At 41.8% G+C, this 23,077-nt stretch carries 25 protein-coding genes and 1 tRNA gene; 12 read left to right on the plus strand and 14 right to left on the minus strand.

Annotated features, from left to right (window positions below; translation table 11 throughout):
- Position 1 precedes the first annotated feature (1 nt).
- Positions 2–973 carry a Gfo/Idh/MocA family protein gene (locus tag VMUT_RS06475; RefSeq protein WP_148224695.1) on the plus strand — a complete coding sequence of 324 codons (972 nt, stop codon included), beginning with the start codon at positions 2–4 and terminating at the stop codon, positions 971–973.
- Here the strand turns inward: VMUT_RS06475 and VMUT_RS06480 are convergent.
- Entirely contained in the window at positions 935–1,609 is a 675-nt protein-coding gene (locus tag VMUT_RS06480) for a helix-turn-helix domain-containing protein (RefSeq protein WP_048056919.1), read from the minus strand. The genes VMUT_RS06475 and VMUT_RS06480 overlap by 39 nt on opposite strands.
- A 131-nt stretch (positions 1,610–1,740) precedes the next feature.
- Positions 1,741–2,736 (minus strand): molybdopterin-binding protein, encoded by a 996-nt coding sequence (locus VMUT_RS06485; RefSeq protein ID WP_013604620.1) that lies wholly within the window; start codon positions 2,734–2,736, stop codon positions 1,741–1,743.
- Positions 2,737–2,829: 93 nt separating this feature from the next.
- On the opposite strand from VMUT_RS06485, the gene VMUT_RS06490 reads away from it, so the two are divergent.
- On the plus strand, positions 2,830–3,720 hold the full coding sequence (locus VMUT_RS06490) for an NAD(P)-dependent oxidoreductase (protein ID WP_048056920.1): 891 nt from the start codon (positions 2,830–2,832) through the stop codon (positions 3,718–3,720).
- 201 nt (positions 3,721–3,921) lie between these two features.
- Here VMUT_RS06490 and VMUT_RS06495 read toward each other — a convergent pair whose 3' ends face one another.
- Positions 3,922–5,091: a UxaA family hydrolase gene (locus VMUT_RS06495; protein ID WP_013604622.1), complete on the minus strand. Its 1,170-nt coding sequence runs from the start codon at positions 5,089–5,091 to the stop codon at positions 3,922–3,924.
- Between the two features lie 6 nt (positions 5,092–5,097).
- Positions 5,098–5,412 carry a UxaA family hydrolase gene (locus VMUT_RS06500; RefSeq protein WP_202795169.1) on the minus strand — a complete coding sequence of 105 codons (315 nt, stop codon included), beginning with the start codon at positions 5,410–5,412 and terminating at the stop codon, positions 5,098–5,100.
- Positions 5,413–5,695: 283 nt separating this feature from the next.
- Here VMUT_RS06500 and glcS point away from each other — a divergent pair, with 283 nt between their 5' ends.
- From glcS to VMUT_RS06545, 9 genes are all read left to right on the plus strand, one after another.
- Positions 5,696–7,252 carry a glucose ABC transporter substrate-binding protein GlcS gene (gene glcS / locus VMUT_RS06505; RefSeq protein ID WP_013604624.1) on the plus strand — a complete coding sequence of 519 codons (1,557 nt, stop codon included), beginning with the start codon at positions 5,696–5,698 and terminating at the stop codon, positions 7,250–7,252.
- Between the two features lie 51 nt (positions 7,253–7,303).
- Positions 7,304–8,167: a glucose ABC transporter permease GlcT gene (gene glcT, locus VMUT_RS06510; protein WP_013604625.1), complete on the plus strand. Its 864-nt coding sequence runs from the start codon at positions 7,304–7,306 to the stop codon at positions 8,165–8,167.
- 6 nt (positions 8,168–8,173) lie between these two features.
- A complete protein-coding gene (gene glcU, locus VMUT_RS06515) occupies positions 8,174–9,046 on the plus strand; it encodes a glucose ABC transporter permease GlcU (protein WP_013604626.1) in 873 nt (290 codons plus the stop codon).
- A gap of 87 nt (positions 9,047–9,133) precedes the next feature.
- Positions 9,134–10,255 (plus strand): glucose ABC transporter ATP-binding protein GlcV, encoded by a 1,122-nt coding sequence (gene glcV, locus VMUT_RS06520; protein WP_048056921.1) that lies wholly within the window; start codon positions 9,134–9,136, stop codon positions 10,253–10,255.
- A gap of 13 nt (positions 10,256–10,268) precedes the next feature.
- On the plus strand, positions 10,269–10,838 hold the full coding sequence (locus tag VMUT_RS06525) for a DUF309 domain-containing protein (protein ID WP_013604628.1): 570 nt from the start codon (positions 10,269–10,271) through the stop codon (positions 10,836–10,838).
- Between the two features lie 28 nt (positions 10,839–10,866).
- A tRNA-Gly gene (locus VMUT_RS06530) sits at positions 10,867–10,974 on the plus strand.
- A gap of 96 nt (positions 10,975–11,070) precedes the next feature.
- Positions 11,071–11,790, plus strand: coding sequence for a creatininase family protein (locus tag VMUT_RS06535; RefSeq protein WP_013604629.1), 720 nt, complete (start codon positions 11,071–11,073; stop codon positions 11,788–11,790).
- A 97-nt stretch (positions 11,791–11,887) separates the two neighbouring features.
- A complete protein-coding gene (locus VMUT_RS06540) occupies positions 11,888–12,685 on the plus strand; it encodes a class I fructose-bisphosphate aldolase (RefSeq protein ID WP_013604630.1) in 798 nt (265 codons plus the stop codon).
- Positions 12,682–13,686, plus strand: coding sequence for an ATP-dependent 6-phosphofructokinase (locus VMUT_RS06545; protein ID WP_013604631.1), 1,005 nt, complete (start codon positions 12,682–12,684; stop codon positions 13,684–13,686). The genes VMUT_RS06540 and VMUT_RS06545 overlap by 4 nt, the downstream gene beginning before the upstream one ends.
- Here VMUT_RS06545 and VMUT_RS06550 read toward each other — a convergent pair.
- Both VMUT_RS06550 and cysS read right to left on the minus strand, forming a co-directional pair.
- On the minus strand, positions 13,683–15,527 hold the full coding sequence (locus VMUT_RS06550; protein ID WP_013604632.1) for a glycoside hydrolase family 15 protein: 1,845 nt from the start codon (positions 15,525–15,527) through the stop codon (positions 13,683–13,685). The two genes, VMUT_RS06545 and VMUT_RS06550, sit on opposite strands and share 4 nt — an antisense overlap.
- 42 nt (positions 15,528–15,569) lie before the next feature.
- Positions 15,570–17,012 (minus strand): cysteine--tRNA ligase, encoded by a 1,443-nt coding sequence (cysS, locus tag VMUT_RS06555; RefSeq protein ID WP_444851930.1) that lies wholly within the window; start codon positions 17,010–17,012, stop codon positions 15,570–15,572.
- Between the two features lie 134 nt (positions 17,013–17,146).
- On the opposite strand from cysS, the gene VMUT_RS06560 reads away from it, so the two are divergent.
- Positions 17,147–17,713, plus strand: coding sequence for a hypothetical protein (locus VMUT_RS06560; protein WP_013604634.1), 567 nt, complete (start codon positions 17,147–17,149; stop codon positions 17,711–17,713).
- Between the two features lie 22 nt (positions 17,714–17,735).
- Here VMUT_RS06560 and VMUT_RS06565 read toward each other — a convergent pair whose 3' ends face one another.
- The 8 genes from VMUT_RS06565 to VMUT_RS06600 form a co-directional block, all read right to left on the minus strand.
- On the minus strand, positions 17,736–19,547 hold the full coding sequence (locus VMUT_RS06565) for a V-type ATP synthase subunit A (protein WP_013604635.1): 1,812 nt from the start codon (positions 19,545–19,547) through the stop codon (positions 17,736–17,738).
- Positions 19,548–19,599: 52 nt separating this feature from the next.
- Positions 19,600–20,196 carry a V-type ATP synthase subunit E gene (locus VMUT_RS06570; RefSeq protein WP_013604636.1) on the minus strand — a complete coding sequence of 199 codons (597 nt, stop codon included), beginning with the start codon at positions 20,194–20,196 and terminating at the stop codon, positions 19,600–19,602.
- A gap of 14 nt (positions 20,197–20,210) precedes the next feature.
- Positions 20,211–20,459 carry a ribonuclease P protein subunit gene (locus tag VMUT_RS06575; RefSeq protein ID WP_013604637.1) on the minus strand — a complete coding sequence of 83 codons (249 nt, stop codon included), beginning with the start codon at positions 20,457–20,459 and terminating at the stop codon, positions 20,211–20,213.
- Entirely contained in the window at positions 20,456–20,683 is a 228-nt protein-coding gene (rpmC, locus tag VMUT_RS06580; RefSeq protein WP_048057230.1) for a 50S ribosomal protein L29, read from the minus strand. The genes VMUT_RS06575 and rpmC overlap by 4 nt, the downstream gene beginning before the upstream one ends.
- Entirely contained in the window at positions 20,661–21,347 is a 687-nt protein-coding gene (locus VMUT_RS06585; RefSeq protein WP_013604639.1) for a 30S ribosomal protein S3, read from the minus strand. The genes rpmC and VMUT_RS06585 overlap by 23 nt, the downstream gene beginning before the upstream one ends.
- A 54-nt stretch (positions 21,348–21,401) precedes the next feature.
- Positions 21,402–21,869, minus strand: a complete 468-nt coding sequence (locus VMUT_RS06590; protein ID WP_013604640.1) for a Zn-ribbon domain-containing OB-fold protein — start codon at positions 21,867–21,869, stop codon at positions 21,402–21,404.
- Between the two features lie 6 nt (positions 21,870–21,875).
- Positions 21,876–22,388, minus strand: coding sequence for a Zn-ribbon domain-containing OB-fold protein (locus tag VMUT_RS06595; RefSeq protein WP_013604641.1), 513 nt, complete (start codon positions 22,386–22,388; stop codon positions 21,876–21,878).
- A 140-nt stretch (positions 22,389–22,528) separates the two neighbouring features.
- Positions 22,529–23,074 (minus strand): hypothetical protein, encoded by a 546-nt coding sequence (locus VMUT_RS06600; protein WP_013604642.1) that lies wholly within the window; start codon positions 23,072–23,074, stop codon positions 22,529–22,531.
- Positions 23,075–23,077 lie beyond the last annotated feature (3 nt).

Here is a 23,077-nt window from a genome sequence, read left to right on the forward strand (position 1 = left end):
GATGGAGAAGGCAGTTGGTATTGCTGTATCAGGCCTGGGTGAGATATCGCAATTACATATAAAGGGTATCCTAAGGTCTAAACATGGTAAGTTAATTGGAGTTTTCTCTCATTCACATGAAAGAGCAAGAGAAATTGCGAGAATGTATGGCATTAAAGCTTATTCTTCATATGAAGAATTGTGCAGAGATAATGATGTTGATGCTGTAATAATAGCAAGTAAGGATGAAGACCATTTACCACAGACCGTAGAGGCAGCAAAGGCTGGTAAACACGTATTGGTGGAAAAACCACCTGCATTAACAGTAACGGATGTAGAATTCATGAACAAGATATGCAAGGAAAATAATGTAATATGTATGCCTGTACATAATTACATCTATACTCCACAGATGATGAGACTTAAAGATATAATAATGCGTGGAGACTTAGGGAAACCACTTTATGCATTTGCAAGTGTATTTCATAAAATATCTGAGGAAAATGCTAGGAAATACCATGGTACATTAATAACGCAAGCATATCACTTAGTATATTCGTTGTTGTTTTTATTCGGTGATGCAGAGTACGTAACAGGTTACTTAGATAATGTGTCATATAAGGAATATAAGAATATCGATGATCTTGCAATAGTAATTCTTAAGTTTAAGAACGGAGTCGTGGGCCACATATTAAGTGGCTGGTGCTGTGATGATCCAACGCCAACCTCCTGGACTTGGATGGTCAAGGTATTTCTTGAGAAGGGTGTATTTACATTCAATTCCATGGAGGCTTTATCATATTCGCAAAGTGCAAGTTACTATCAATCAAGGACTATAGACTTCCAAGAAAGTTTCTTCAACATAGTGTCATATTTCATAGATAACGTAATTATAAATAAGGAACCTCCTTTATCTACCATGGAAGACGCTATTAAGACCTTCAAAATACTTGAATCAATAAAATCCCATAAAATCGATATTGCCAGAATCTAATTCCTTTAATACTAATTTACGAATTGCTCTTCTTAATTCTTGAATAAAAGTAACCTTATTTATATTAAGGGATTTAGAGATCTCTTCGGCATTTGCATTCTTAGGCCACTCAAAATATCCTTGTTCATACGCTGCCCTTAAAATTTTATGCTCATTATCAGTAAGGACATGCCTAGTATAATTTTTGAATATATTCTTAATATCAACATGATAATACGATAGTACTTCGGCCTTTTCTTTTATATCTTGAATAAGGATACCCTCTGTCGATTTGCTATTAATAAGAAACGTCCAGTATTCCTTATTATCATGTATATGCTCACTAAATATTGCTGACGTATTAACTGCTATTTCTGTAATACTATCTGTATATTTTGCTAAGATACTTAATAAAACCATGGCATAGCTTCTCGTTACTGCATTACCAAGTACTTCTATATTTTTTATACGTTCATTTTTCTTGATTATGTATAGTGTTTCCTTAATGGTACGTGTATTAGGGGCTTTTATTAGTATTAATGCATTAATGAGATCCTTATTTCCATTAGGAATACTTTTTATAGTTCGCGCCTGTACATTACTAGGAATAGTACTTGCCCAATCATCATGTTCTAGAACGAGTTTTATCAATCTCATCAAACATAATATAATTTAGGTAGGATTTTAAAGATTACCTATATGAATTTATCGTTAATATAAATATATAGACTTGAAAATAATGTTCAAATTAGAAAATAAATCGAAATACAAATTTCTAATAAACTTCACTAAGTCCTTCGTTCAAACTTATAACTCACTAATATTCCTCCATGACCCATTGCCGCTATCTCCTCTCTGCTGGGTATTAAATCCGCCATGAGTCTTGGTAGGAAAACGTCGATAGCATTGTAATCGCTGTAGTATATTCCTCCCGCTGATATTGCGAGTATTGGTGTCCCATTGAGTAGGGCTATCATTGTCATTGTTGTTGGTTTGATGGGTATTCCATAGGCTATGACCTTAGCTCCCAGGTTCCTAATTGCTATTGGTGTCTTGTCTGTTGGGTCTACGGACATACCTCCAGTAACTACTACTGTCTCTGCACCGTTGTTTATTGCCTCCCTTATTGCCGTTATTATTTTCTCCTCATCGTCAGGAATAACCGTACTATAAACAATTTCCCATCCATATCTATCAGCCTTTGCCTTTATCACTGGGTGGTAAAGGTCCTTCTTCCTGCCTTGGTATATTTCCGTACCTGTTATGACAATGCCAATCCTCCTCCTACTAAATGGAACAACACTGATCAAGTCCCTATACTTGAGTAATTCATTAACATCCTCTCTCCTCATACCCAGCGGGACAACGTCAACAATACCAATAAGCTCGTCCTTAACAACGCCAGTCATGCTTGTTTTCGTAATTAAGAACACATTACCATTTAGGTTAAATTCCCGAAGTCTATCTACATTTATTTTTAAGACCCCATTAATGCTTGATAGTATCCAGGCCGAACCTTGTCTCGCTGGTTTTACGTATGTATTCTCACCAGCCAATGCATTAGCCACTACCTCAGCGATCTCCCACTCATACATCAAGTTACTGCTCTCTTCATTACCCTCAATCCAAACGAAGTAAACCCCCGAGTCTTTAAGTCTTTCAACGTCGTCATTAGTAATCACGTGGCCCTTAGGCAGTAATAAAGCTGCTCCATCCCTACCGACATATGTCGTGTCATAACCAAGAATCTGCCCAACAGCATCCTCAACCCTAACAAGCCTCACAGTACGTATTGATTAATGCGCCTTTATAATTAAATCCTCATTAAACCAGTTATAAGCAAGATATTTAACAGGCTTACCCATAATTTAAGTAGTATGGACAAAACCAAAGTTGGGCTGATCGGCTTAGGTATTATGGGTAGTGCTATGGCGATGAATATTCATAAGGCCGGATTTCCATTGATCGTTTATAATAGGACGAGGTCGAAGACGGAACCCTTTGCTAAATTGGGAATACCTGTTGCGAATTCGCCTAGGGAGGTTGCTGAGAAATCTGATGTTGTTATTGAAATGGTTACTGATGCGCCTGATGTTGAGGAGGTGCTGTTTGGTAAGGATGGTGTTGTCCATGGGGCTCATCCTGGGTTGGTAGTGATTGACATGAGTACGAACTCCCCTGACTACGCTAAGTACTTCGCGGGGAAATTGGCTGAATATGGGATTGAATTTCTGGACGCACCGGTGACTGGTGGTGATGTTGGGGCTAGGCAGGGCACATTGACTATAATGGTTGGTGGTAAGCGGGAGGTCTTTGAGAGGGTTAAGCCTGTATTTGAGGCTATGGGTAAGACAATAATTTATGCTGGGGATGTTGGTAATGGGCAGATGCTTAAGCTCCTTAATCAAATAGTTGTTGGTATTGACATGCTTGCCGTGGCGGAGGCCATGGCTTTGGCTAAGAAGGCTGGTATAGACATGGAGAAGTTATTCACGGTACTATCCACGGGTGCTGCGAACTCCTTCACGGTTCAGTACTACATGCCTAAGATGATGAAGGGGGATTTCGAACCTGGCTTTAGGGCTGCGCATCTTAAGAAGGATTTGAAGTACGCAATTGAGACTACCAATAAACTAAATGTTCCATTACCTGGCACTGCATTAACACTACAGCTATACAATGCCCTAGTCGCCAAGGGACTCGGCGAAAAAGGCACCCAAGCACTATTGAAGCTCTACTACGAATTAGCCGGCATTAATGATGGATAGATTTAAGGCCTTTCAAATTTCTCCACCAAAAATCACGGTATTTATACCTATTGAGTTGAGAAACTATGATTATGTAGCGGAATAGAATAGCACCAGAATCAAATATCTCTCAACATCTACGTACTTACTCATATCCACTGGGTTATAGGCGTTGGGTCTTGAAATTGAGAACTGAATAATTATTTAAACCAGTTAGAGAATTTAGAACGATGGTATTATCTTGTGTATCACGAATTCATTGAAGCCAAGTAACTCAGCTCTTGTTGGTTTGCCTCTAGCCACATCAATTATTAGCTTGAATAATCTCTCACCTGCCTGCTCAATGGCTTCTTGACCAAGCGTTACCGTGCTTGCATCAAAATCCATGTTCTCACGCATTTTCTTAGCCGTATATGGGTTTGCTGTGACTTTTATGACTGGTGCTATTGGATTTCCTGTTGGTGTTCCACGACCTGTGGTGAATACTACAAGTGTTGCACCACCAGCTACCATACCAACCACTGACATTACATCATAGCCCGGTGTATCCATTAACCAAAGACCCTTACCCTTCACCACCTCTGCGTAATCAACAACACCCTGCACAGGCCTTGAGCCTCCCTTAATTATCGCACCCAGGGATTTTTCTTCGATAGTTGAGATCCCGCCGGCAATATTTCCGGGAGCTGGCTGTGTACCGACGAGGTCCACGTTATATGATGCAGCAAGGTCAACCCACTTCCTCACCATTCTAATTATTTTATCACCAACCTCCCTAGAAACAGCCCTATTGGCCAGTATCTCCTCTGCACCAATCATCTCTGGAGCCTCTGACAATATCACGGTCCCACCAAGATCAATTAGCTTGTCCGATGCATAACCAACCACAGGGTTTGATGCAAGGCCTGAGGTAGCATCTGAACCACCGCATTCAACGCCCATTGTTAGGTTCGATATGTCAACCTCCTCAGACCTTTGGGTTAATACCTCCTCAGCCATCCTCCTGAGAAGCCTAACTCCTTTTTCAATAGCCGCTGGCGTTCCACCATCCTCCTCCTGAACAACAACCCTCTCCACAGGCTTGCCTGTCCTTTCGATCTCCTTAGCTAAGTCATCAGCCTGAATCTGTTCACAACCAAGGCCAACAACTAATACGCCGCCTACATTGGGATTCTTAGCAGTATTAATCAGGGTCCTCTTGGTAACTTCTAGATCGGGCTCTAATTGGCCACAACCAAACGGATTCTCGATAGCCACAGCGCCCTTTACTTGATCCGCAATCCTTCGTGTAACAAAGCTTGAGCAAATCACCGTAGACATAACGAGCAAGTGATTCCTAATGCCAACCCTACCGTCAGGTCTAACGTAACCAAGTATTGTGGGTCTACTCATGATTCATCACCCCCTGCAAACACTATGCACGACTGTCAAGCTCTCCACATTATGAACATGCACATGTTCACCAACCTTGATATCCCTCTTAGCCCTACCTATCACGTGACCATACTTGATTACATAATCACACTTAGGTATATCCTTAATGGCGAACTTATGACCAAAGGGTATATCATTAAGAAACTTCACCCTTAAGCCGGAATCACCAATCCTAACCACAACCTCCTCACCAGCTTTCAAATCCCTAAGTGCTATTGCTACATTATCGCTTGAATTAAGCACTAAGGCCTGTCTCTCCACGATTGTTTCTAATGACATCAGGTAATGATAAAAGGCATAAAATATAAGTACTATATCAAACATAGTTAACATTATTTCTTCATACGTTAAGCTAATTATACTAAGGTCAGTATAAATCATTATTTTTATCAATACTACTTACTTAATTCTTTGAGGAATTCTATGCTTTTGTATGTATTTCTATGAAAAATTATCATAATATTAATACCAAGTAATATGAATTATCTATTTAGCAATATAAATTGGGTATACTATTATAACCCATAAAATTTATTAGAGAGAAATATAGAATTTTTTCCTGATGAATGGTCCGTCTAATGTGGGTATTTCACGAACTGCATTAATAGCGATCGTAGCCATCGTGGTGATCGTAGTTATAATCGGCGCTGTAGCTGCATGGTATTATTCAACAATAAGCCATAAACCACCAACAGCACCCTCACCAACTACTGTTGAATTCTTAACATGGTGGGGTCCTGAAGATCCACAGGGTTTGGCATGGGTTGCCGGCAATTTCTCGAAGTATTACCCAGGTTATTCCGTTGAGTATTACTCAGTACCTGGTGCTGGTGGTACAAATGCTAAGTACGTAATATTAGGTATGTTGGAGGCAGGTAAACCGCCAGCTAGTTTCCAGGCGCACTTCGCACCTGAGGTTTTGTCTTACGTTGAGATAATGCCTCACGGGCCAGCGGACTTCGTAAACTTCACGTCAATTGCTGCACAAACTGGGTTATTAAGCAAGGGCGTGACTGAGGCTGTACTTGCGGGCATGTTTAATGGAACGATGTTTGCACTACCAACTAATATTCACAGGGGCGGTATGCTTTACTTCAATCCTCAGGTTTTGAGGCAGTATGGTTTGCCTATTCCGACTACTGTTGAGCAGCTTGCTAATGAGACTCTGTATCTTGCTTCTCATGGTATGACTTGTATTTGGATCATCCCCGGTGGTGATGGTGGTTGGGATCAGCTTAACCTTTGGGAGTACGTATTCCTCGGCCTTGCTGGTGAGAAATACGGGCCTGCCCAGGCCGCCCAATTAATGAATGAACTCCTATACGGCACACTAAACCTCAACGACCCATCAATAGCAAGCCTAATAAACAAAACAGATCAATACTTCCTACTATTCACTCAGTATGACTGCCCTGGATGGCAAACAATGACATGGTCATCAGGCCTAGCCTACATAATACAGGGCAAGGCAGCATTCCAAGTGAACGGTAACTGGATAACTGAATATGCATACATCTGGTACCACACAATAACCTACCCAGCAACATCACCATATACAAGCTGGACAAACATAACACTAATGGAGGAACCATTTCCAGGAACTCAGGGCATTTACGTATTAGTTATAGATTCGGTAGCCGTACCTGCTTATGAGAATCCTTATGAGAGCGCCGCCATCAAACTGGCAGAGTTTTGGGATTCATACATAGGTATGGAGATCTGGACCTCAAGTGGCAAGGGTGTAATAATTTGGAGCAATGGTACTGATTTCTACCCAACACCAGCCCAGTGGTTTGACTACGAGCAATTAATATCAACACCACCTAATCAGTTCACAATTGCTCCTAGTGATGGTGGTTTATTTGATGATGTATTTAGCAATTTAAATACTTATGTTTCGAATCTCCAGCAAGTAGGTGCTAGTTATATACCAACGTTTAATAGTTTCTTAGCCTCTGCTGAGCAGGAGACGTATAATGAGTGGATGGCTGCTGTTAAGCTTGGGCTGGGCTACATGGGCTACCCAGGACACCCATTCGCCAACTACCTACCACCATGGGTCAACCCAACAACATACCACTACCAACCATACACACCCTGGTGGCAAACAAGCAGCTAATAACACAACCTCAACCATTAAACTTAAAAGCATAAAACAATTTTTATTTTGATGGTAAGGCAATCACTGATAATGGCAATACCTACACTATTCTTCGGAGGAATCATTGTATTCCTATTAATATGGAACTTCGTAATATCACTCGAGAATTGGTCATTATTCAATCCATTCCCAAAATTCACAGGCCTATTATCATACCTCTACCTATTTACACAGAATTTCTTTTATGCATCAATAGAGCACACAATACTCTTCACAGTTGGTCTCGTAGCAATTGGTAATATACTTGGCTTATTACTTGCCGCCTTACTTTATTTCCTGCCTAATAATACTCAACGAGCCATATATCTATCAATATTCATCTACCCAATAGCAATACCACCAACAGCAACTGCACTAGTTTGGTTATGGCTATTTAATCCACAGATTGGTATAGATTGGTTACTATCAAAACTCTACTTGCCATCTATACCTTGGTTCGCAACACCATTAAATACGCAATTAGCCCTGGTGTTAGTTGAAGTATGGGCATATACGGGCTTAGCCGTACTCTTTTACCTGGCTTCATTTCTAAGTGTAGATAGGTCAATAATAGAGGCTGCTAGATTGGACGGCGCATCTAGCATGAACTTACTATTTAGGGTATTATTACCAAACTCAATGAATGGGTTTATAATAACCACAGCATTATTATTTCTATTCTCATTTAGGATATTTGACATACCATTTATAATGAGCGGATCAGCAACAAGCCCAACATTAATGACACTAGTAACATACATCTATTACCTGTTTGCCTATTCTGAGTATTTCTCAGTTGCAGCTGCGTTGGCTACCCTTGTGGCTGTGATAGCCGCTATTGTGATTATACCATATGCATTACTTGGACTTAAGAGGTGGGTCTTCAGGAGGTGAATAAGCATGAATAATAAATACATTACTAGGGTCATTAAGTATGCAATACTTCAGTTGATTGCAGTTATGTTTGTTATTTTATGGTTATTTCCGTTATACGCCATGATTGTTGGTGGCTTCAAATCAAACATGGAAGCTGCATCTGCTCCAATCCTATTACTACCTAGGCAATTCTCGACGGAGGCCTATTACTTTGATTGGTTTGGTTTCGGTACATTAGTTGGCCTTGAATTTCCCATGATACGCCAATTACTAATTACAATTCCTGTTACACTAGCCTCAGTAATTTTAGGTAGTATGGGTGCTTACTTCTTCTATATGCAAATGGAGAGGAGACCATGGATTAGTAATGTAGGTTTTTCAATAATTTCGCTAGCCACATACTTACCTGCCCAGACATTAACCGTGCCCTTAATTGAATTAACTTCATCACTAGGGATCTACCAAACCTATTGGGGTCTTGCCTTTGCATACTTCATATTCTACCTACCAATGTCAGCACTATTAATGTCAATATTCCTACCTGTTGTACCTAATTACCTAGTAGAGAGTGCTAGGCTTGATGGTGCACGTGATTGGTCCATATTCTGGCATGTAATATTTCCACTGGTCTTGCCAGGATTCCTATCGACATTAATATTTGTATTCCTCATGGTTTGGCAGGATTTCTTTACGCCATTAATAATAGCCACAAAACCAAGCCTCTACATGCTACCAGTAGCCGCTAGGCAATACGTTGGGGGTTATGCAATACTTTATAATAGATCATTTGCGGCTGGTGTAATAACATCATTAGTGCCACTCATTATATTCGCCTTCCTAGGCAGATATTTCATAAGGGGTCTAGCTGCACTCGGTGGTGGTGCCAAGGGTATATGACCATGCAGCATTTTACTCATAAAAATCATTAAAACATTTTTACCCACAAAAAACTTAAAGCAAAGTACAAGGCATTAGAAGTCAGTTATGGTTACAGTCAGAATGGAAGAATTAACTAAGTATTTCAGGAAAGGGAAGAATATAATTAAGGCCGTAGATCATATAACATATAAAATAAGTGATGGAATAGCCTTTGGAATTCTTGGACCAAGTGGCCATGGAAAAACAACACTATTAAGGCTAATAGCAGGCCTTGAAATACCCACTGATGGTTATGTTTACTTTAATGATGAACTTATGTCAGAGCCAGGTAGAATCGTTATTGAACCGGAGAGGAGGAATATAGCCATGGTCTTTCAGAATTGGGCATTATATCCCAACATGACTGTTTACGATAATATAGCGTTCCCGTTAAAAATGGCTAAAATGAGCAAACACGAGATAGATAAGAGGGTTAGGGAGATCGCTGAGGAACTTGAACTCACACGAGTCCTTAACCATTACCCAAAGGAATTATCAGGCGGGCAAATGCAGAGAACGGCACTGGCAAGGGCGTTAGTGAAAAACCCTAAGATTTTACTACTAGATGAACCATTTAGTAATTTAGATGCGGCATTAAGGGATAGTGCAAGGGCCTTGGTAAGGAGGATACAGAGGGAACGTAAGTTGACAACAATAATAGTGTCTCATGATCCTGCAGACATATTCTCAATAGCTGATGCGGCTGGTGTAATAATAAATGGAAAATTTGCTCAAATAGGAAGCCCAACCGATATTTATAATACGCCAGCTACGACATTAATAGCAGCACTTAGTGGCGATATAAATCTGCTCTCTGCTAAGGTGGTCGAGGACACGGCACTTATAGCTAATTTAAGAATACCGCTAGTTAAAGGATTAATTAATGATAACGAAGTCATAATTGGACTAAGGCCAGATGAAATGAAAATACTCATAGAGCAGCAGGACATACATGGATTTGTTAATGTTGGTAAAATAAGGGTTAAAGTTTCAAGTTATACCCTAGGCGTCTTCAGGATAGTAGTATCCCCAATATCCGACGAGAGTGTAAACATTATAGTAGTGTCGGATGAACCGATTGAACCAGGAAGAGAAGCCCACTTACTTATTAAGCCTGATAAGATGAAGATCTTCAATAAGGAGGAGAGATTAATATGCCCTGAATTAAAGAATATAATAACAGCATAAAATTACATATCTAATGCAGGGCAATAGGACCTTAATCGTCGTTAACAATCCTGGACTCACACCAGCTAATAGGCAGGAATTAATGAATGAGTTACGACAAGTAGGGCTTAAGATAATAAATGTAAGAATTGCAAGTGATCATATTGAAATAGATCTGTACATAAATGACATGACCATAGAAAAAATAAAGTCACTTGGTTTTATCATTAGAGAATTAATAAGTATAAATAAAGAGAATGAAGATAAAGTACTCAATGAGGAAAATGCCGCAATGACGTACGTCAGATTATTTAATGAAGAACGGTTTTGGGAAGCCCATGAAGCTCTTGAGAGGATTTGGCATAGGAGTAAGGACGAGGGCATACGAGGATTAATAATATTAGCTGCAGCTTTCGTGAAAATCCAGGAAAACAACCCAGAGGCATTCAGGAGATTAATAATCAGGGCAAGAGAGTTAATCACAAGCAATGAAATACCCTGGATAAACAAGGAAAACCTACTAAGAAAAATAGACAGTGCCCTAACGACCATGAAATCCTTCAAAATCGAAGAACAGGACCTAAGACCGATACAAAAAACTTAAAATTCTCTCAAAATTATCATTCCGCGCGGCGGCCGTAGTCTAGCCTGGTCTAGGATGGCGGCCTGCCGAGCCGCAGAACCCGGCCGTGCGTCCGATTGGGCGTGCGGGGTAAGTTCGAATCCCGGCGGCCGCACCAGGTCAACTCTTTCTTTTATTTTCATGTCCATATTTATCTATGGTTATGTTTCAACCTAAACATAGTTTTTAATAAACACGTAGTTAATGTTATTATGTGAGAATTCTGGAGATAACTCGTGATGATGTACCTAAGGATTCATTGATTATTGTGCCTATTGGTTCTGTGGAGCAGCATGGTCCGCACTTACCCTTGGGTACTGACTCGATCATTGCAAACTACGTTGCTGAGGAAGTCGAGCGTAGGTTGCCGAGTAGGGTGTTGCTTTATCCTGTGATTGCTGTTGGTTCCTCAATGGAGCACGTGGGATTTACGGGTACTACGTGGGTTCGTTTTGAAAACTTAATTCACTATATCCTTGATTTTATTGAGGGGGTTTCTGCGTGGGACCCGGTTGGCGTTGTGTTTGTTAATGGACATGGTGGTAATGTTGATGCGTTAAATATCGTTGTTAAGGAATGGAATTACTCGAGGAGGAATCCGAGGATTTATCATTATTATGCGTATAATAGGCGGGTCATTGATTTTATAACGAGGTATTTCCCATCCTTTGGGCATGCAGATGCCGTTGAAACATCCTTGATAGCGGCGATAAATAGGGACTTGGTTAGGTGGGATAGGATTATTAATGTTGATGTTAGTGGTAATATTAATATTGTTAGGACAATCGATGTTAGTAGAACGGGTGTTGTTGGTTCGTTAAGTAGGGATCTCGTAAAGCCTGAGGTTGGTTCCGAAATACTTAGGTTCATGGTTAATGACATACTTAGGCAAATCCAGGACATCTATGGAATTACAATTAATAATGAAAGGTAATAGCACTTGGGAAAGTCATTAGAGTAATAATAATTATACCCGGCAACACATTTCTAACATCCATATATTAAATATGGGTTTATTCAGGAAGTAATTAATGACTGCATTAGTTGAGAAGTTCCTAAGGATTTTCGCAAGGAGAGGTAGGTCAATAATACTGGCTTATGACCACGGTATTGAGCACGGCCCAACCGACTTCATGGACAACCCTGATGCGGTTGATCCAGGGTACATAATTAAATTAGCACGTGAGGCTGGTTTTGACGGTATTGTTTTCCAGAGGGGTATTGCGGAGAAGTACTATGATGGTAGTGTGCCACTTATTGTTAAGTTGAATGGTAAGACAAGCCTATACAATGGTGAGCCAATATCAGTGGCTAACTGCACCGTTGAGGAGGCGGTTAGCCTAGGTGCATCTGCCGTGGGCTACACAATATATCCAGGTAGTGGTTATGAATGGAAGATGTTTGAGGAATTGGCTAGGATAAAGAGGGAAGCAGTTAAGTTCGATTTGCCACTTATTGTTTGGTCTTATCCAAGGGGTGGTAAGGTAACTAATGAAACGGCACCGGAGATCGTTGCCTATGCGGCTAGGGTGGCTCTCGAACTTGGTGCGGATGCCATGAAAATAAAGTATACTGGTGATCCGAAGACATTCTCCTGGGCTGTGAAAGTAGCTGGTAAGGTTCCCGTATTAATGTCTGGTGGACCAAAGACGAAGACTGAGGAGGAGTTCCTAAGGCAGGTTGAGGGTGTTATTGAGGCTGGCGCCATTGGTATTGCCGTTGGTAGGAACGTGTGGCAGAGAAGGGATGCCCTAAAATTCACTAGGGTGCTTTCAGAAATAGTTTATGGTGGTAAGAAGGTAGTTGAGGTATTGGGTGAGGTCAAGTGAGAATTGGCATACTTACTGGTGGAGGTGATGCTCCAGGGCTTAACATAGCCGTATATACACTGACTAAATTATTGGAGAGGAAGCATGAGGTTTATGCAATATTCCATGGCTGGAGGGGAATACTGGATAAGGAGGTTAGGAGGGTCACGTCTAAGGACCTAATAGACTTCGCATTCACAGGTGGTACATTCATTAGGACATCGAGAACAAATCCATTTAAGGATGAGGCTAGGGTTGAGACCTTTGCCAGGAATCTTAAGGAGCTTGGTTTGGATGTTATTGTGGCCATTGGTGGTGACGATACCCTGAGCGCCGCTGCGCAGACCCAGGCGAGGGGTTTGGCTAATGTCGTTGGTATTCCAAAGACTATTGATAATGACGTATATGGTACTGACTATACTATTGGCTTTGATACTGCGGTTAATGAGGCCATCAGAGTAACGGAGTCCTTTAAGACTACGTTGATCTCTCATGAGAGGATTGGTATTGTTGAGGTCATGGGCAGGGAAGCTGGCTGGATAGCCCTATTCACTGGATTGGCTACGATGGCTGATTTCGTCCTCATACCCGAGAGACCTGTTAACTGGGATGTCGTGGCTAATAGGGTTAAGGAGGTGTATAGGGATAGGGGGTGGGCCTTGGTTGTTGTTTCTGAGGGTATTAAGGAGTACGGTGGACCTAGGGATGAGTTCGGGCATTCGAGGCTTGGTGGCGTTGGTAATGAATTAGCTCAATATATTGAGAAAGTTACTGGCCTTGAAACTAGAGCCGTGGTTCCGGGGCATATAATTAGGGGTGTAGCTCCAACGGCATTTGATAGGGTATTAGCCGTTAGATTCGCCACGGAGACCCACAGTTTAATTGAAAATGGTGATTTCAGTAAAATGGTTGCCTATAGGAACGGTGATATAGTCAATATACCCATAACAGAGATCTTAGGCAAGAATAGGCTAGTGAGTGGTTATTGGATGAGACTGTACGAAATATATTGGGGACTCTAAACACATTGTTTCTTCCTCATTATGTAAGTCCTTAAGTATTCAGCATGACTCCAAACTAAAGGCGTTACTGACGTTGGTAATCCCTTAAACGGATCTACCTGTTCAGGTAGTAGGTTCGTGGGTGTCCTCACCTTATTAACCCATGATATTAAGTCCCTGGCCTTATAACAATCACCCTTAACCATGTAGTACTGGGTAACCCACAGGGTCGTTATTATCCATGGATTACCAGGAATACCACTGTAATCACCGGGAACCCTTTGGTAGTAATCACCCTCATAACGAGCAATGCCGCCTATGTGCCTTACCCAAAGCCTATCCATAATAACCTTAACACTACTCTCGAGCATTGGCTCATAAACATCAAATGCATTAAAGAGAAAAATACCCATGATACTTGCGTCTACCGTTTTATCGACCTCAATTACCTTACCGTTATCAACCCTGACAGACCTATAGAAGACACCCCTATCCTTATCAAATAGGTAGTTCCTAATTGCCTCTCGAATCTCCATGGCAGCCTCCTCCCACTTACTGGCACTTTCATACTCACCAAGCATCTTGGCCAAATTACTCGCAGCAAGTAAGCCAGCATATACGGATGCAACGGTATACGTATGCACGCCAAGTCTCTCCTCCCATAGGTCAAAGGATTCTAGGGGTAATTTCAATTTTTCATCCCTAAAATTAACCATGAAGTTAGCAGCCCTAGTTATTACATCATAAACCTCCCTAAGTAGGTCATAATCCCTAGTCCTCTGGAAATAGTGCCAGAAGGCGTAGATCACAGTGGCCGTCTCATCCTCCTGAATATTAAGCGACTTCCTACTCCTGACGGTCCATGGATGCCACGTCGAGCCCCAGGTACCACTTGGATTATACTTCTGGAATAGGAAGCCCTCGCCACCAAATAACCTAAACATTAATGAGTAGAGCCTTTTCGTGAATGTATAGTAACCAGCCATGTCAAGGGCCATGGCAGCAAACGCCGCGTCCCTAGGCCATAGGTAGCCGTACGTGTCCAGGTTGAACTTTATTATTGATGTGTCCAGGGAAGCAGGAATTGAACCATTAATACCAACATGTCCAAGTAATACAACAATGCTTTGCGCAGCTAATTCATCATCACCATACTCAGACGCAACATTGCTCCAGTAATTAATCGACCTACGGAAGTATGTTCGTATATTATCCTCATCCCTAAGCTCAATTATCAACCTCATAACCTTCTCATAATTATCACCGGCAATAACGAAGTAGTAAAACTCGGGGCTTGCTATGGATATTGCGGATGCCACAGAGCCTTGAGCTATTGGGTTCTTACTTAAAATGCCATCTTCACAATCAGGTAAAACAACATTAAGATCCCTCCTACCTATGGTGTACTCATATATTGGGTTTGTTGATGCTACCCCGAACCATGTTGTAGCCTTATAATGAAAAACCGCATCAAGTGAGGGATCGTAGAATGCCGTATCCCCTGCCTCATAACCATTCAACCTAAAGTCATGGTAAAATATTACCCTAATGAATCCAGGGCCTTTTATCGCAACATGCTTAATGAGCACAGGTTGTGGTATTAATACAGTATCTTCCATGTAAATGTCAAGTCCATCCCATTGGGCATGAAGCTCTGCCTTAGAACCATTGAACCTAATCTCCTTATTACTAATGTTCTCTAGCCACGTGAACCTACCATCGTGCCAAACACCAATCTTAAACATACCACTGAAGGAATGATGATGATGCTGACCAAGTAATGGATAGTAAATATCCCTTATGTAGTAGTTTTCATCATACAATACGGCCAATACACCATTACTCAGGAATACTGTCCTCATTATGTGTAATATCAAATTGAAGAATAATAAGTATTACTTAACCTATTGATATAACCTATCCCTATCAATATACCAATACGTCTTTCCCCCAACATCACTAATTACAACACCAAGTCTTCCGAGCTCATTCCTAATCTCATCAGCTAAGTCAAACATTTTCCTAGCCCTTAACTGAGCCCTAACCCTAATTAAGGCCTCTATAAGTGAAATGATGGATGGAGGTAACCTAGTCCTGTTCAATATGCCTAGTATATTCGCTAAATCAGTAAATGCCGTTAGGGCATTCATTAATGCCGTCCTTGAGAAGTGCTGAGTATTGTAAATCACTGTGGATGTTATATACCTAGCAAAGTCCATGAGTGCTGCAACCGCTCCGCTCGTATTTATGTCATTATTTAACGATTCCTCAAAGGAGTTAACAAAATCATTAACCCTACTTAGTAATTTATTATCCTCGTCACCCGTATCAGGAGCTTCATTTATGACTTCGGTCAGCATGTCGTATGCCGCGTATATACTCATTAATGAATTCCTAACCTGGTCTAGGGCATCTGGGTCGAAATCCATTGGCTTCCTATACTGAGCCATTGAGTAATACAGCCTGAGCACTTCTCCATCGTACTTCTTGAGCACATCCATTATTGGTATTATGTTACCAAGCGACTTACTCATTTTCTGGCCCTTAATGGTTACCAGACCAACATGAATCCAATACTTGGCAAAGTAATCAATGCCAAAGTAGACCCTGGCAATGGCAATCTCATTCTCATGATGAGGGAATATTAGGTCCTGCCCACCACCGTGTATATCAAAGGGTACGCCAAGGTACTTACTGGACATGACCACGCACTCAAGATGCCAACCGGGCCTACCTGGACTCCATGGGCTATTCCACCAAGGCTCACCTTCACTCCATGACTTCCAGAGCGCAAAATCTAGTGGATTCTTCTTACCTGGTTCGGGCTCAACCCTGGCGCCCGCGATTAAATCCTCAATTTTTTGCCCCGAGAATTCACCATACCTCGGCACCTTAGTTATGTCGAAGTATACGGAGCCATCAGGACTCACATAGGCAAGATCCTTACCTACTAATTCCTGGATCCACTTTAACATATCACTTATATTCTCAGTAACCTTTGGGTAGGCATATGCCCTCTTCACGTATAGTTTGTCTATGGCATCAAAGAACTCCTTAATATACCTGCTCGGTACCTCATACCACCTATTAATTAAGTCGCTCCCGAATTCCTGCTTAGCCTTGTTAATTATCTTATCGTCAATGTCCGTGAAATTAGTCACAAACCTAACCTCAACACCGAGGTACTCCAGGTACCTCCTAAGTATGTCGTAGAATACGAATGTTCTTGCATGACCAACATGCATAGAGTCATATGGTGTTAAACCACATACGTAGATCCTAGCTAGGCCAGGTCGTAGTAGGGTTATTCTCTCAAGGTTCTTTGACACGGTGTTGTAAACTATTATTGGTAACTCCCTTGAATTGGTGTACATGCCCTTACTGGGCAGATAATGGTCACCAGGCACAATTATCATAAGGATTAATAAGTATAACTTGGTAAGGAAAAGTTATTTTACTTTAGAATATAGATTTACTTCGAATGAGTGCTGAGGAATTAACAGTGCTCCTAATGCTTAAGAAGTATGGAAGAATGGGTAGGTACTCACTGAGCTCTGTTTCTGGTATGGGGGAGGGCGTCGTGAGGCGCGTACTGAATGAACTTAAGAATTGGGGGGCAATTAGGGTAATGAAGGGTGGCGCTGAATTAACGAGTAAAGGTGAAGAATTACTTGGTAAATTATTACGTGACTTCAGTATTGATGAGGTAAGGGAGGTTAATCAATTCTCCCAAGTATTTAGGTGCAATTGTAAGAAGTGCTATGCGTCGGTAATAAGTCGTAGTATTAATGAGAACGAGGTTGTTAGGCTAAGGGATATAGCAATAAGGAATGGGTCAGATGCAGTATTATTTATTAAATTCATATGCCCGCAAAATCGATTCCTAATACTCAAACTTAATAATTACTTGGATGAGCTGTCACAGGAGGCTGCTAACGAGTTACGGAAGTTAAGCAATATATCATGTGATAAGTTCATGGTTATTCTATGTGGAAATGAAAGTTATCAATTAATAAGATCATTAGTGAACATTATTATTAGTATTTAGACTGTATTAATTAGTCGAATAATTATGCGGTAACCGTTGCTTTCTGTAATTCGTATTGCTTAACTAAATTCCCTATTGCATTTACCAATTCCTGCTCATAATCAACTAGCTTCTTATACTCCTCATTCTTAACCTCCATCCTAAGCCTAGGCAGTCTCTTAACCGCATCCAACTCTCTAAGTGCTGAGGCTGGAACTCCATGGCTTATTGCCTCAAGTCCCTTCCTATAGAATGTTATGATAAGTCTCAATAACCAATACTGCTTGGGTGGCAAAGACCTAACATCGACTGGGTGATAAGCATCCTGTTTCAGGAAGCCCTCCCTAATTATGAATGCTGCATTTAATAGATGCTTCTCCTGCTCACTAAGTGCCTCAGTGCCAAGTATCCTAACGACCTCCTGAAGCTCAGCCTCCCTGGTTAGTATCCTAACAGCCTCATCCCTAAGCTCCCTCCAGTCAGGGGATACATTCTTCTGGTACCACTCGGCCACTGTGTCGACGTACCTACTGAAGCCCATTAGCCAATTAATGGCTGGATAATGCCTTGAGTAAGCAAGCTTAGCATCCAATGGCCAGAACGCCCCTACAAACCTGAGTGTATGGCTTGTTACTGGTTCCGTGAAGTCACCACCAGGTGGCGATACTGATGCCGCTATAGTCACCGAACCCAACCTATTACCCTTACCAAAAGTCACAACCCTACCAGACCTCTCATAAAACTCGGCCAATCTAGTCGGTAAGTACGCTGGGAATCCCTCCTCGCTAGGCATCTCACCAATTCTCAGGGCAACCTCCCTCATTGCCTCAGCCCACCTACTCGTTGAGTCAGCCATCAGGAACGCGTCATAACCTTGATCCCTGAAGTACTCAGCAATGGTAACACCCATGTATATACTAGCCTCCCTAGCCGCCACAGGCATGTTTGATGTGTTGACAATAATCGTTGTCCTCTCCATCAACGGTCTACCCGTGTTCGGATCAACAAGCTTCAGTAATCCCTGCAATGCATCCGCAGCCTCATTACCACGCTCACCACAAAGCACTGGGAAGACCAGCTTAGCCTCACTATACATTGCCAGGGTCCTTATTGTGACTGTCTTACCACTACCGAATGGCCCTGGTATTGCCGCTGCACCACCAATGGCTACTGGGAACAATGTATCAATAACTCTAATGCCCGTTATTAATGGTTCAACTGGCGGCAACTTCTCCCTGAATGGTCTTGGTCTTCTCACAGGCCATTTATGCCACATCTTGACCTTCACAGTGCCCTCCTTGGTCTCCACCTCGGCAATCACATCATCTATTGTGTACTCACCTTCAGGGGCTATGTACTTAACAACACCGCCAGTTCTATATATCGGTGGATAGAGTATTCTATGCTCAACGAGTGGCGTCTCTGGGACAACACCAAGTACATCACCAACCTCTACCTCATCACCAACCTTGGCAGTTGGTATCCACTTCCACTTCTTATTGAAATCTAATGGTGGTGATTTCTCATAGTTGATGCCCCTCGCAACAAAGGGTCTCTTCGTTAGGTCAAATATTAATGGTAATGGCCTTTGAACACCGTCATAAACCCTATTAAGTATGCCAGGACCTAACCATGCACTAAGTGGTTCACCTGTCCTAACAACGGGTTCGCCAGGTCTTAATCCCGTTGTTTCCTCATAAACCTGTATGAAGGCCATATCACCCTGTATCCTAACAACCTCGCCAAAGAGACCAAGCTCACCAACAAAGACTAACTCGTAAAGCAATGCTCCAGGTAATTCGGCCTTAACAACAGGCCCACTGATATAAACAATCTTACCCTTACTCGATGACACGTTAGCCTAAAACCTCACATATTTAAAAAATTAATTCTACATCATTAATGACTTACTCCGACAACGCCAAGTGAGCTAGTAAAGTCTTTATTTGGTGTTCCATAAGCCTGAGCCTTGAATCCAGTGTTGCGTCAATCCTCACTGACTCATCCTGGGAGGAGACAATAACGCCAAGTAAGTCCTCACTTGTTGTGTTTATGGTCGCATTAAGTCCTAGCTCCGATATCAAGCTCTTAACAACACTCCTGTCAGACTTGCTTGCTGTTATTACTAATTCCTGTGAACCTATTATTGACGCTGCCCATTGAATCGAATTCCTAAGGAACTTCTTATAGTCATCAGTACCTCTCATGGACTTAATCCTTTCCTTAATCCTACTAACAACCTCCTCATATGCCTTCTCAAGAATACTCAATTTTTCCCTCTTCTCCTTCATCATCTCATCATAAAGTCTATACTCCCTCTCCATATTCAATTCCTTATCAATATTCTCAAGAGTACTTGAGTACTTATCAATGATTGCCTTAACACCATCAAGAAGCTCAGCCTCAGCCCTGAGCCTAACATTGTTACTCCACTCATTAATCTCATTCTCAAGTCGGGTAATAATACCACTAATCAATCGCTCGGTAAGTTCCTGCTCAGACACGAGGCAAGGTTATTTTACGAATTTAAAAATTTTCCTTTCCCTCCCTTAAGAATTAGCCTACGTCCATTAACTAGATACGTACAGTTATTAATGTTCACATAGAACCAGCAATCCTCCTTGACAATAACCTTAATGGAACCAGTTAAGGTCAAAACCTTAATTGTCTTAGCCGTTTCATCAATGACCATGCCACTGACGCCATTTAAGGACTTATTTCTACAATTAACAGTTTCTATGAACTTAAATAATAACGGCTTACTCATTTACCTGCCTTATTTTCTTTCTTAGTCTCTTCATTTATTATGGTTAATATCCTGGCAATAGCCCTCCTGATAGCCCTAACTCTACCAGGATTATCCAGAGTACCTCGCTCCCTCTGTGTCTGTAGCTTAAGTAACTCACTCCTCAAGTCATTGAGTAATTTAGCCCTATCCTCAAGTCTCATGCCCCTAATGGTCTTAGCATTAAGTTTCTGCCTGCTCGCCACCCTCACCACCCTCTGCCTGTTGTGCCTGTGCCTCAGTAACTACCTCCCTACTTGGTGGTTTTATTTGAAACTCATCACTGAATCTAATTGGTGGTGTTATTCTAACCTCAATGCCGTAAAGACCCGGCTTCAAGAGTACTTGACCCACGAATCTCTGTACCTTCGTCCTTGAATCAAAACCATTCTTATAAATGACACCAAATACGTACTTCTCAAACCTTGACCTCTCACTGGTTAATTTACCACTGATTGTCACCTCAGCACCCTTTGCGCCACCATCCATTATCTGCCTAATGGCTATCATGCCAGCCCTCCTGAACTTAACGCCCTTAGTCATTGCCCACGCAATCCTATTCGCAATAATCTTGGGATTAAGTTCTGGACTTTGTATTGGTGTTACATCAATTATTGGGTTTTCAACATCAAGCTTCCTACTGAGTAAATCAGTTAATTCCTTGACGATAACGCCCTTCCTACCAATTATCCTATTCGGCCTCTCGGCATAAATAATTATCCTGGTACCAAGTGGGGTTTTCAATACGTCAGAATCCACGTAACCCTGCTTAGCCAACCTATAGTTTAGGAACTCCTTAATCATCCACTCCTTAACCTTATCCTGAAGTATCTTCTTATAGACAGGAATTCTTCTCTGCGTTTGGCTCATTCAAGGAAAATCAACAACCCTATGCCTATTTAAGTTTTTGGCATTTCAAAGACCCTAAATAGGCTCAAAACCAATAATATCGGTTATTGAACCCCTCCTCTCACTCTCAGGCTTGAAAACAGGTCTAACCTTAAGCCCGGCCCTAACATTATTGGGCTCAGCATTAATTATGTAATGGATAAGACCACCAACAACCCCTGGGAACTCTATGAAACCAATAATTACCGGCTTAGCCAACTTATTTCCATACGAATCCTCATAAACCACCGTATAAGTCCTGACAACACCCACGGGCGCTATCTCAACGAGGTCCTTAATCTCGGCGAAATCGTACTGGCAAAAGGCCTTTGGCGGAATCAACAACCTACCACACACAGGGCATTTACCAGCGAGTAATTTACCGGCTTTAATGCCCTCAAGGAACTTAGTGCCTATTGGACCGGCCGTGTACCTATATCCCTGTTCAATGGTGTGGAGCCAATGCCTAATATCCGTATTCACGTTTATCTTCTCGAAGGACATACCCTCTCACCTCACAGGCTCGAAGCACTCAATATCCAGTACAGACCCCGTTCTTTGATTGGCAGGTTTCCACCGAGCCTTAACCCTCATGCCAAATACCTTCATTGATTTAACATCATCGGGATCAACACATAGGTAATGCATTATGCCGGGAAACCTATGCTCACTGAACTCCTTGCCAGGCACATCAAGCTTAATCACACCAACAACCCTAGGCTCCTTAAGCGGCTCCCTCGTAGCGCTTATGTAACTAACCACCGCCGTGATTACCGTACCCTCATCCTTAGCCTCAACCCAACCATCCACAGGCTTAAAACAATACGGGCAATACATCTTAGGTGGTACAAACACATGACCACACTTGCTGCAGTACGTACCGTATATCTTACCATTCCTCAGGCCATCTAGGAATTTGGAGTAAGCCGTACCAGCGGTCACACTGTACTGGAATGGTCTCGTCCATTCCTCATGCGGGTAGTTCTTAATATCACTCTCCCTAATCGGTGTACCCCCTACCATAGCCTATACATTAATGAGGCTATATTTAAGAATCACCCTACCTACCGCAAAAAGCCTTTAAGTATAAGTAATTGGGTAGGTTAATACGCAGTGATGAGGAGGCATTTGGCTGATCAGTGAATGAGCGCTGGAAATACTGATTAATGAATGGAGAACACACTCCTAACATGGTTAATCGCGTCATTTCGGATATCCATTATCCTTATGGGTAATTCATCGACTTTAATTCTCCGGTTCATCACTATCGTAGCCATAACACCGGCTATCATACTGGCATTACCGCCAACCCTAGCCTTAATACTGAGCATTAATACTGATAATTCCTGGTCAAGCTCCACCACATCTACGTCAGTAATGAGACCGTTATTCCTTAGGTAATTAATAAACCACGAATACACACTATTAAGGATGAGCCCCCTCCTAATACCATACTTAGTACCGATGTCATTGGCGATACCGTAAGGATCAAGCAGAAATACAACACTAACTATGGGTAACCCCCTCTTAATTGTATTGACTATGCAGGAGACCTTACTATCCATTTCCCTAGTCATATCCACGGTAGTTGGATAACAACGTAGAAATAATTCTGAGTATGCATTATCAATTTCACTTGGTAAGCTCGCCACGTAACCCACGGTACCCAAGTCCCACCTGGGCATTGCCAAGCCTATGACTCTACTCATTAC

The organism is Vulcanisaeta moutnovskia 768-28 (assembly GCF_000190315.1).
GTDB lineage: Archaea > Thermoproteota > Thermoprotei > Thermoproteales > Thermocladiaceae > Vulcanisaeta > Vulcanisaeta moutnovskia.

What these genes read in the sequence shown, in the direction of transcription:
- VMUT_RS06475 (WP_148224695.1), top strand. Translation starts at nt 2, where the DNA reads ATGGAGAAGGCAGTTGGTATTGCTGTATCAGGCCTGGGTGAGATATCG.
- VMUT_RS06480 (WP_048056919.1), bottom strand. Translation starts at nt 1,609, where the DNA reads ATGAGATTGATAAAACTCGTTCTAGAACATGATGATTGGGCAAGTACT.
- VMUT_RS06490 (WP_048056920.1), top strand. Translation starts at nt 2,830, where the DNA reads ATGGACAAAACCAAAGTTGGGCTGATCGGCTTAGGTATTATGGGTAGT.
- VMUT_RS06495 (WP_013604622.1), bottom strand. Translation starts at nt 5,091, where the DNA reads ATGAGTAGACCCACAATACTTGGTTACGTTAGACCTGACGGTAGGGTT.
- VMUT_RS06500 (WP_202795169.1), bottom strand. Translation starts at nt 5,412, where the DNA reads ATGTCATTAGAAACAATCGTGGAGAGACAGGCCTTAGTGCTTAATTCA.
- glcS (WP_013604624.1), top strand. Translation starts at nt 5,696, where the DNA reads ATGAATGGTCCGTCTAATGTGGGTATTTCACGAACTGCATTAATAGCG.
- glcT (WP_013604625.1), top strand. Translation starts at nt 7,304, where the DNA reads ATGGTAAGGCAATCACTGATAATGGCAATACCTACACTATTCTTCGGA.
- glcU (WP_013604626.1), top strand. Translation starts at nt 8,174, where the DNA reads ATGAATAATAAATACATTACTAGGGTCATTAAGTATGCAATACTTCAG.
- glcV (WP_048056921.1), top strand. Translation starts at nt 9,134, where the DNA reads ATGGTTACAGTCAGAATGGAAGAATTAACTAAGTATTTCAGGAAAGGG.
- VMUT_RS06525 (WP_013604628.1), top strand. Translation starts at nt 10,269, where the DNA reads ATGCAGGGCAATAGGACCTTAATCGTCGTTAACAATCCTGGACTCACA.
- VMUT_RS06540 (WP_013604630.1), top strand. Translation starts at nt 11,888, where the DNA reads ATGACTGCATTAGTTGAGAAGTTCCTAAGGATTTTCGCAAGGAGAGGT.
- VMUT_RS06550 (WP_013604632.1), bottom strand. Translation starts at nt 15,527, where the DNA reads ATGAGGACAGTATTCCTGAGTAATGGTGTATTGGCCGTATTGTATGAT.
- VMUT_RS06560 (WP_013604634.1), top strand. Translation starts at nt 17,147, where the DNA reads ATGAGTGCTGAGGAATTAACAGTGCTCCTAATGCTTAAGAAGTATGGA.
- VMUT_RS06575 (WP_013604637.1), bottom strand. Translation starts at nt 20,459, where the DNA reads ATGAGTAAGCCGTTATTATTTAAGTTCATAGAAACTGTTAATTGTAGA.
- VMUT_RS06585 (WP_013604639.1), bottom strand. Translation starts at nt 21,347, where the DNA reads ATGAGCCAAACGCAGAGAAGAATTCCTGTCTATAAGAAGATACTTCAG.
- VMUT_RS06590 (WP_013604640.1), bottom strand. Translation starts at nt 21,869, where the DNA reads ATGTCCTTCGAGAAGATAAACGTGAATACGGATATTAGGCATTGGCTC.
- VMUT_RS06595 (WP_013604641.1), bottom strand. Translation starts at nt 22,388, where the DNA reads ATGGTAGGGGGTACACCGATTAGGGAGAGTGATATTAAGAACTACCCG.
- VMUT_RS06600 (WP_013604642.1), bottom strand. Translation starts at nt 23,074, where the DNA reads ATGAGTAGAGTCATAGGCTTGGCAATGCCCAGGTGGGACTTGGGTACC.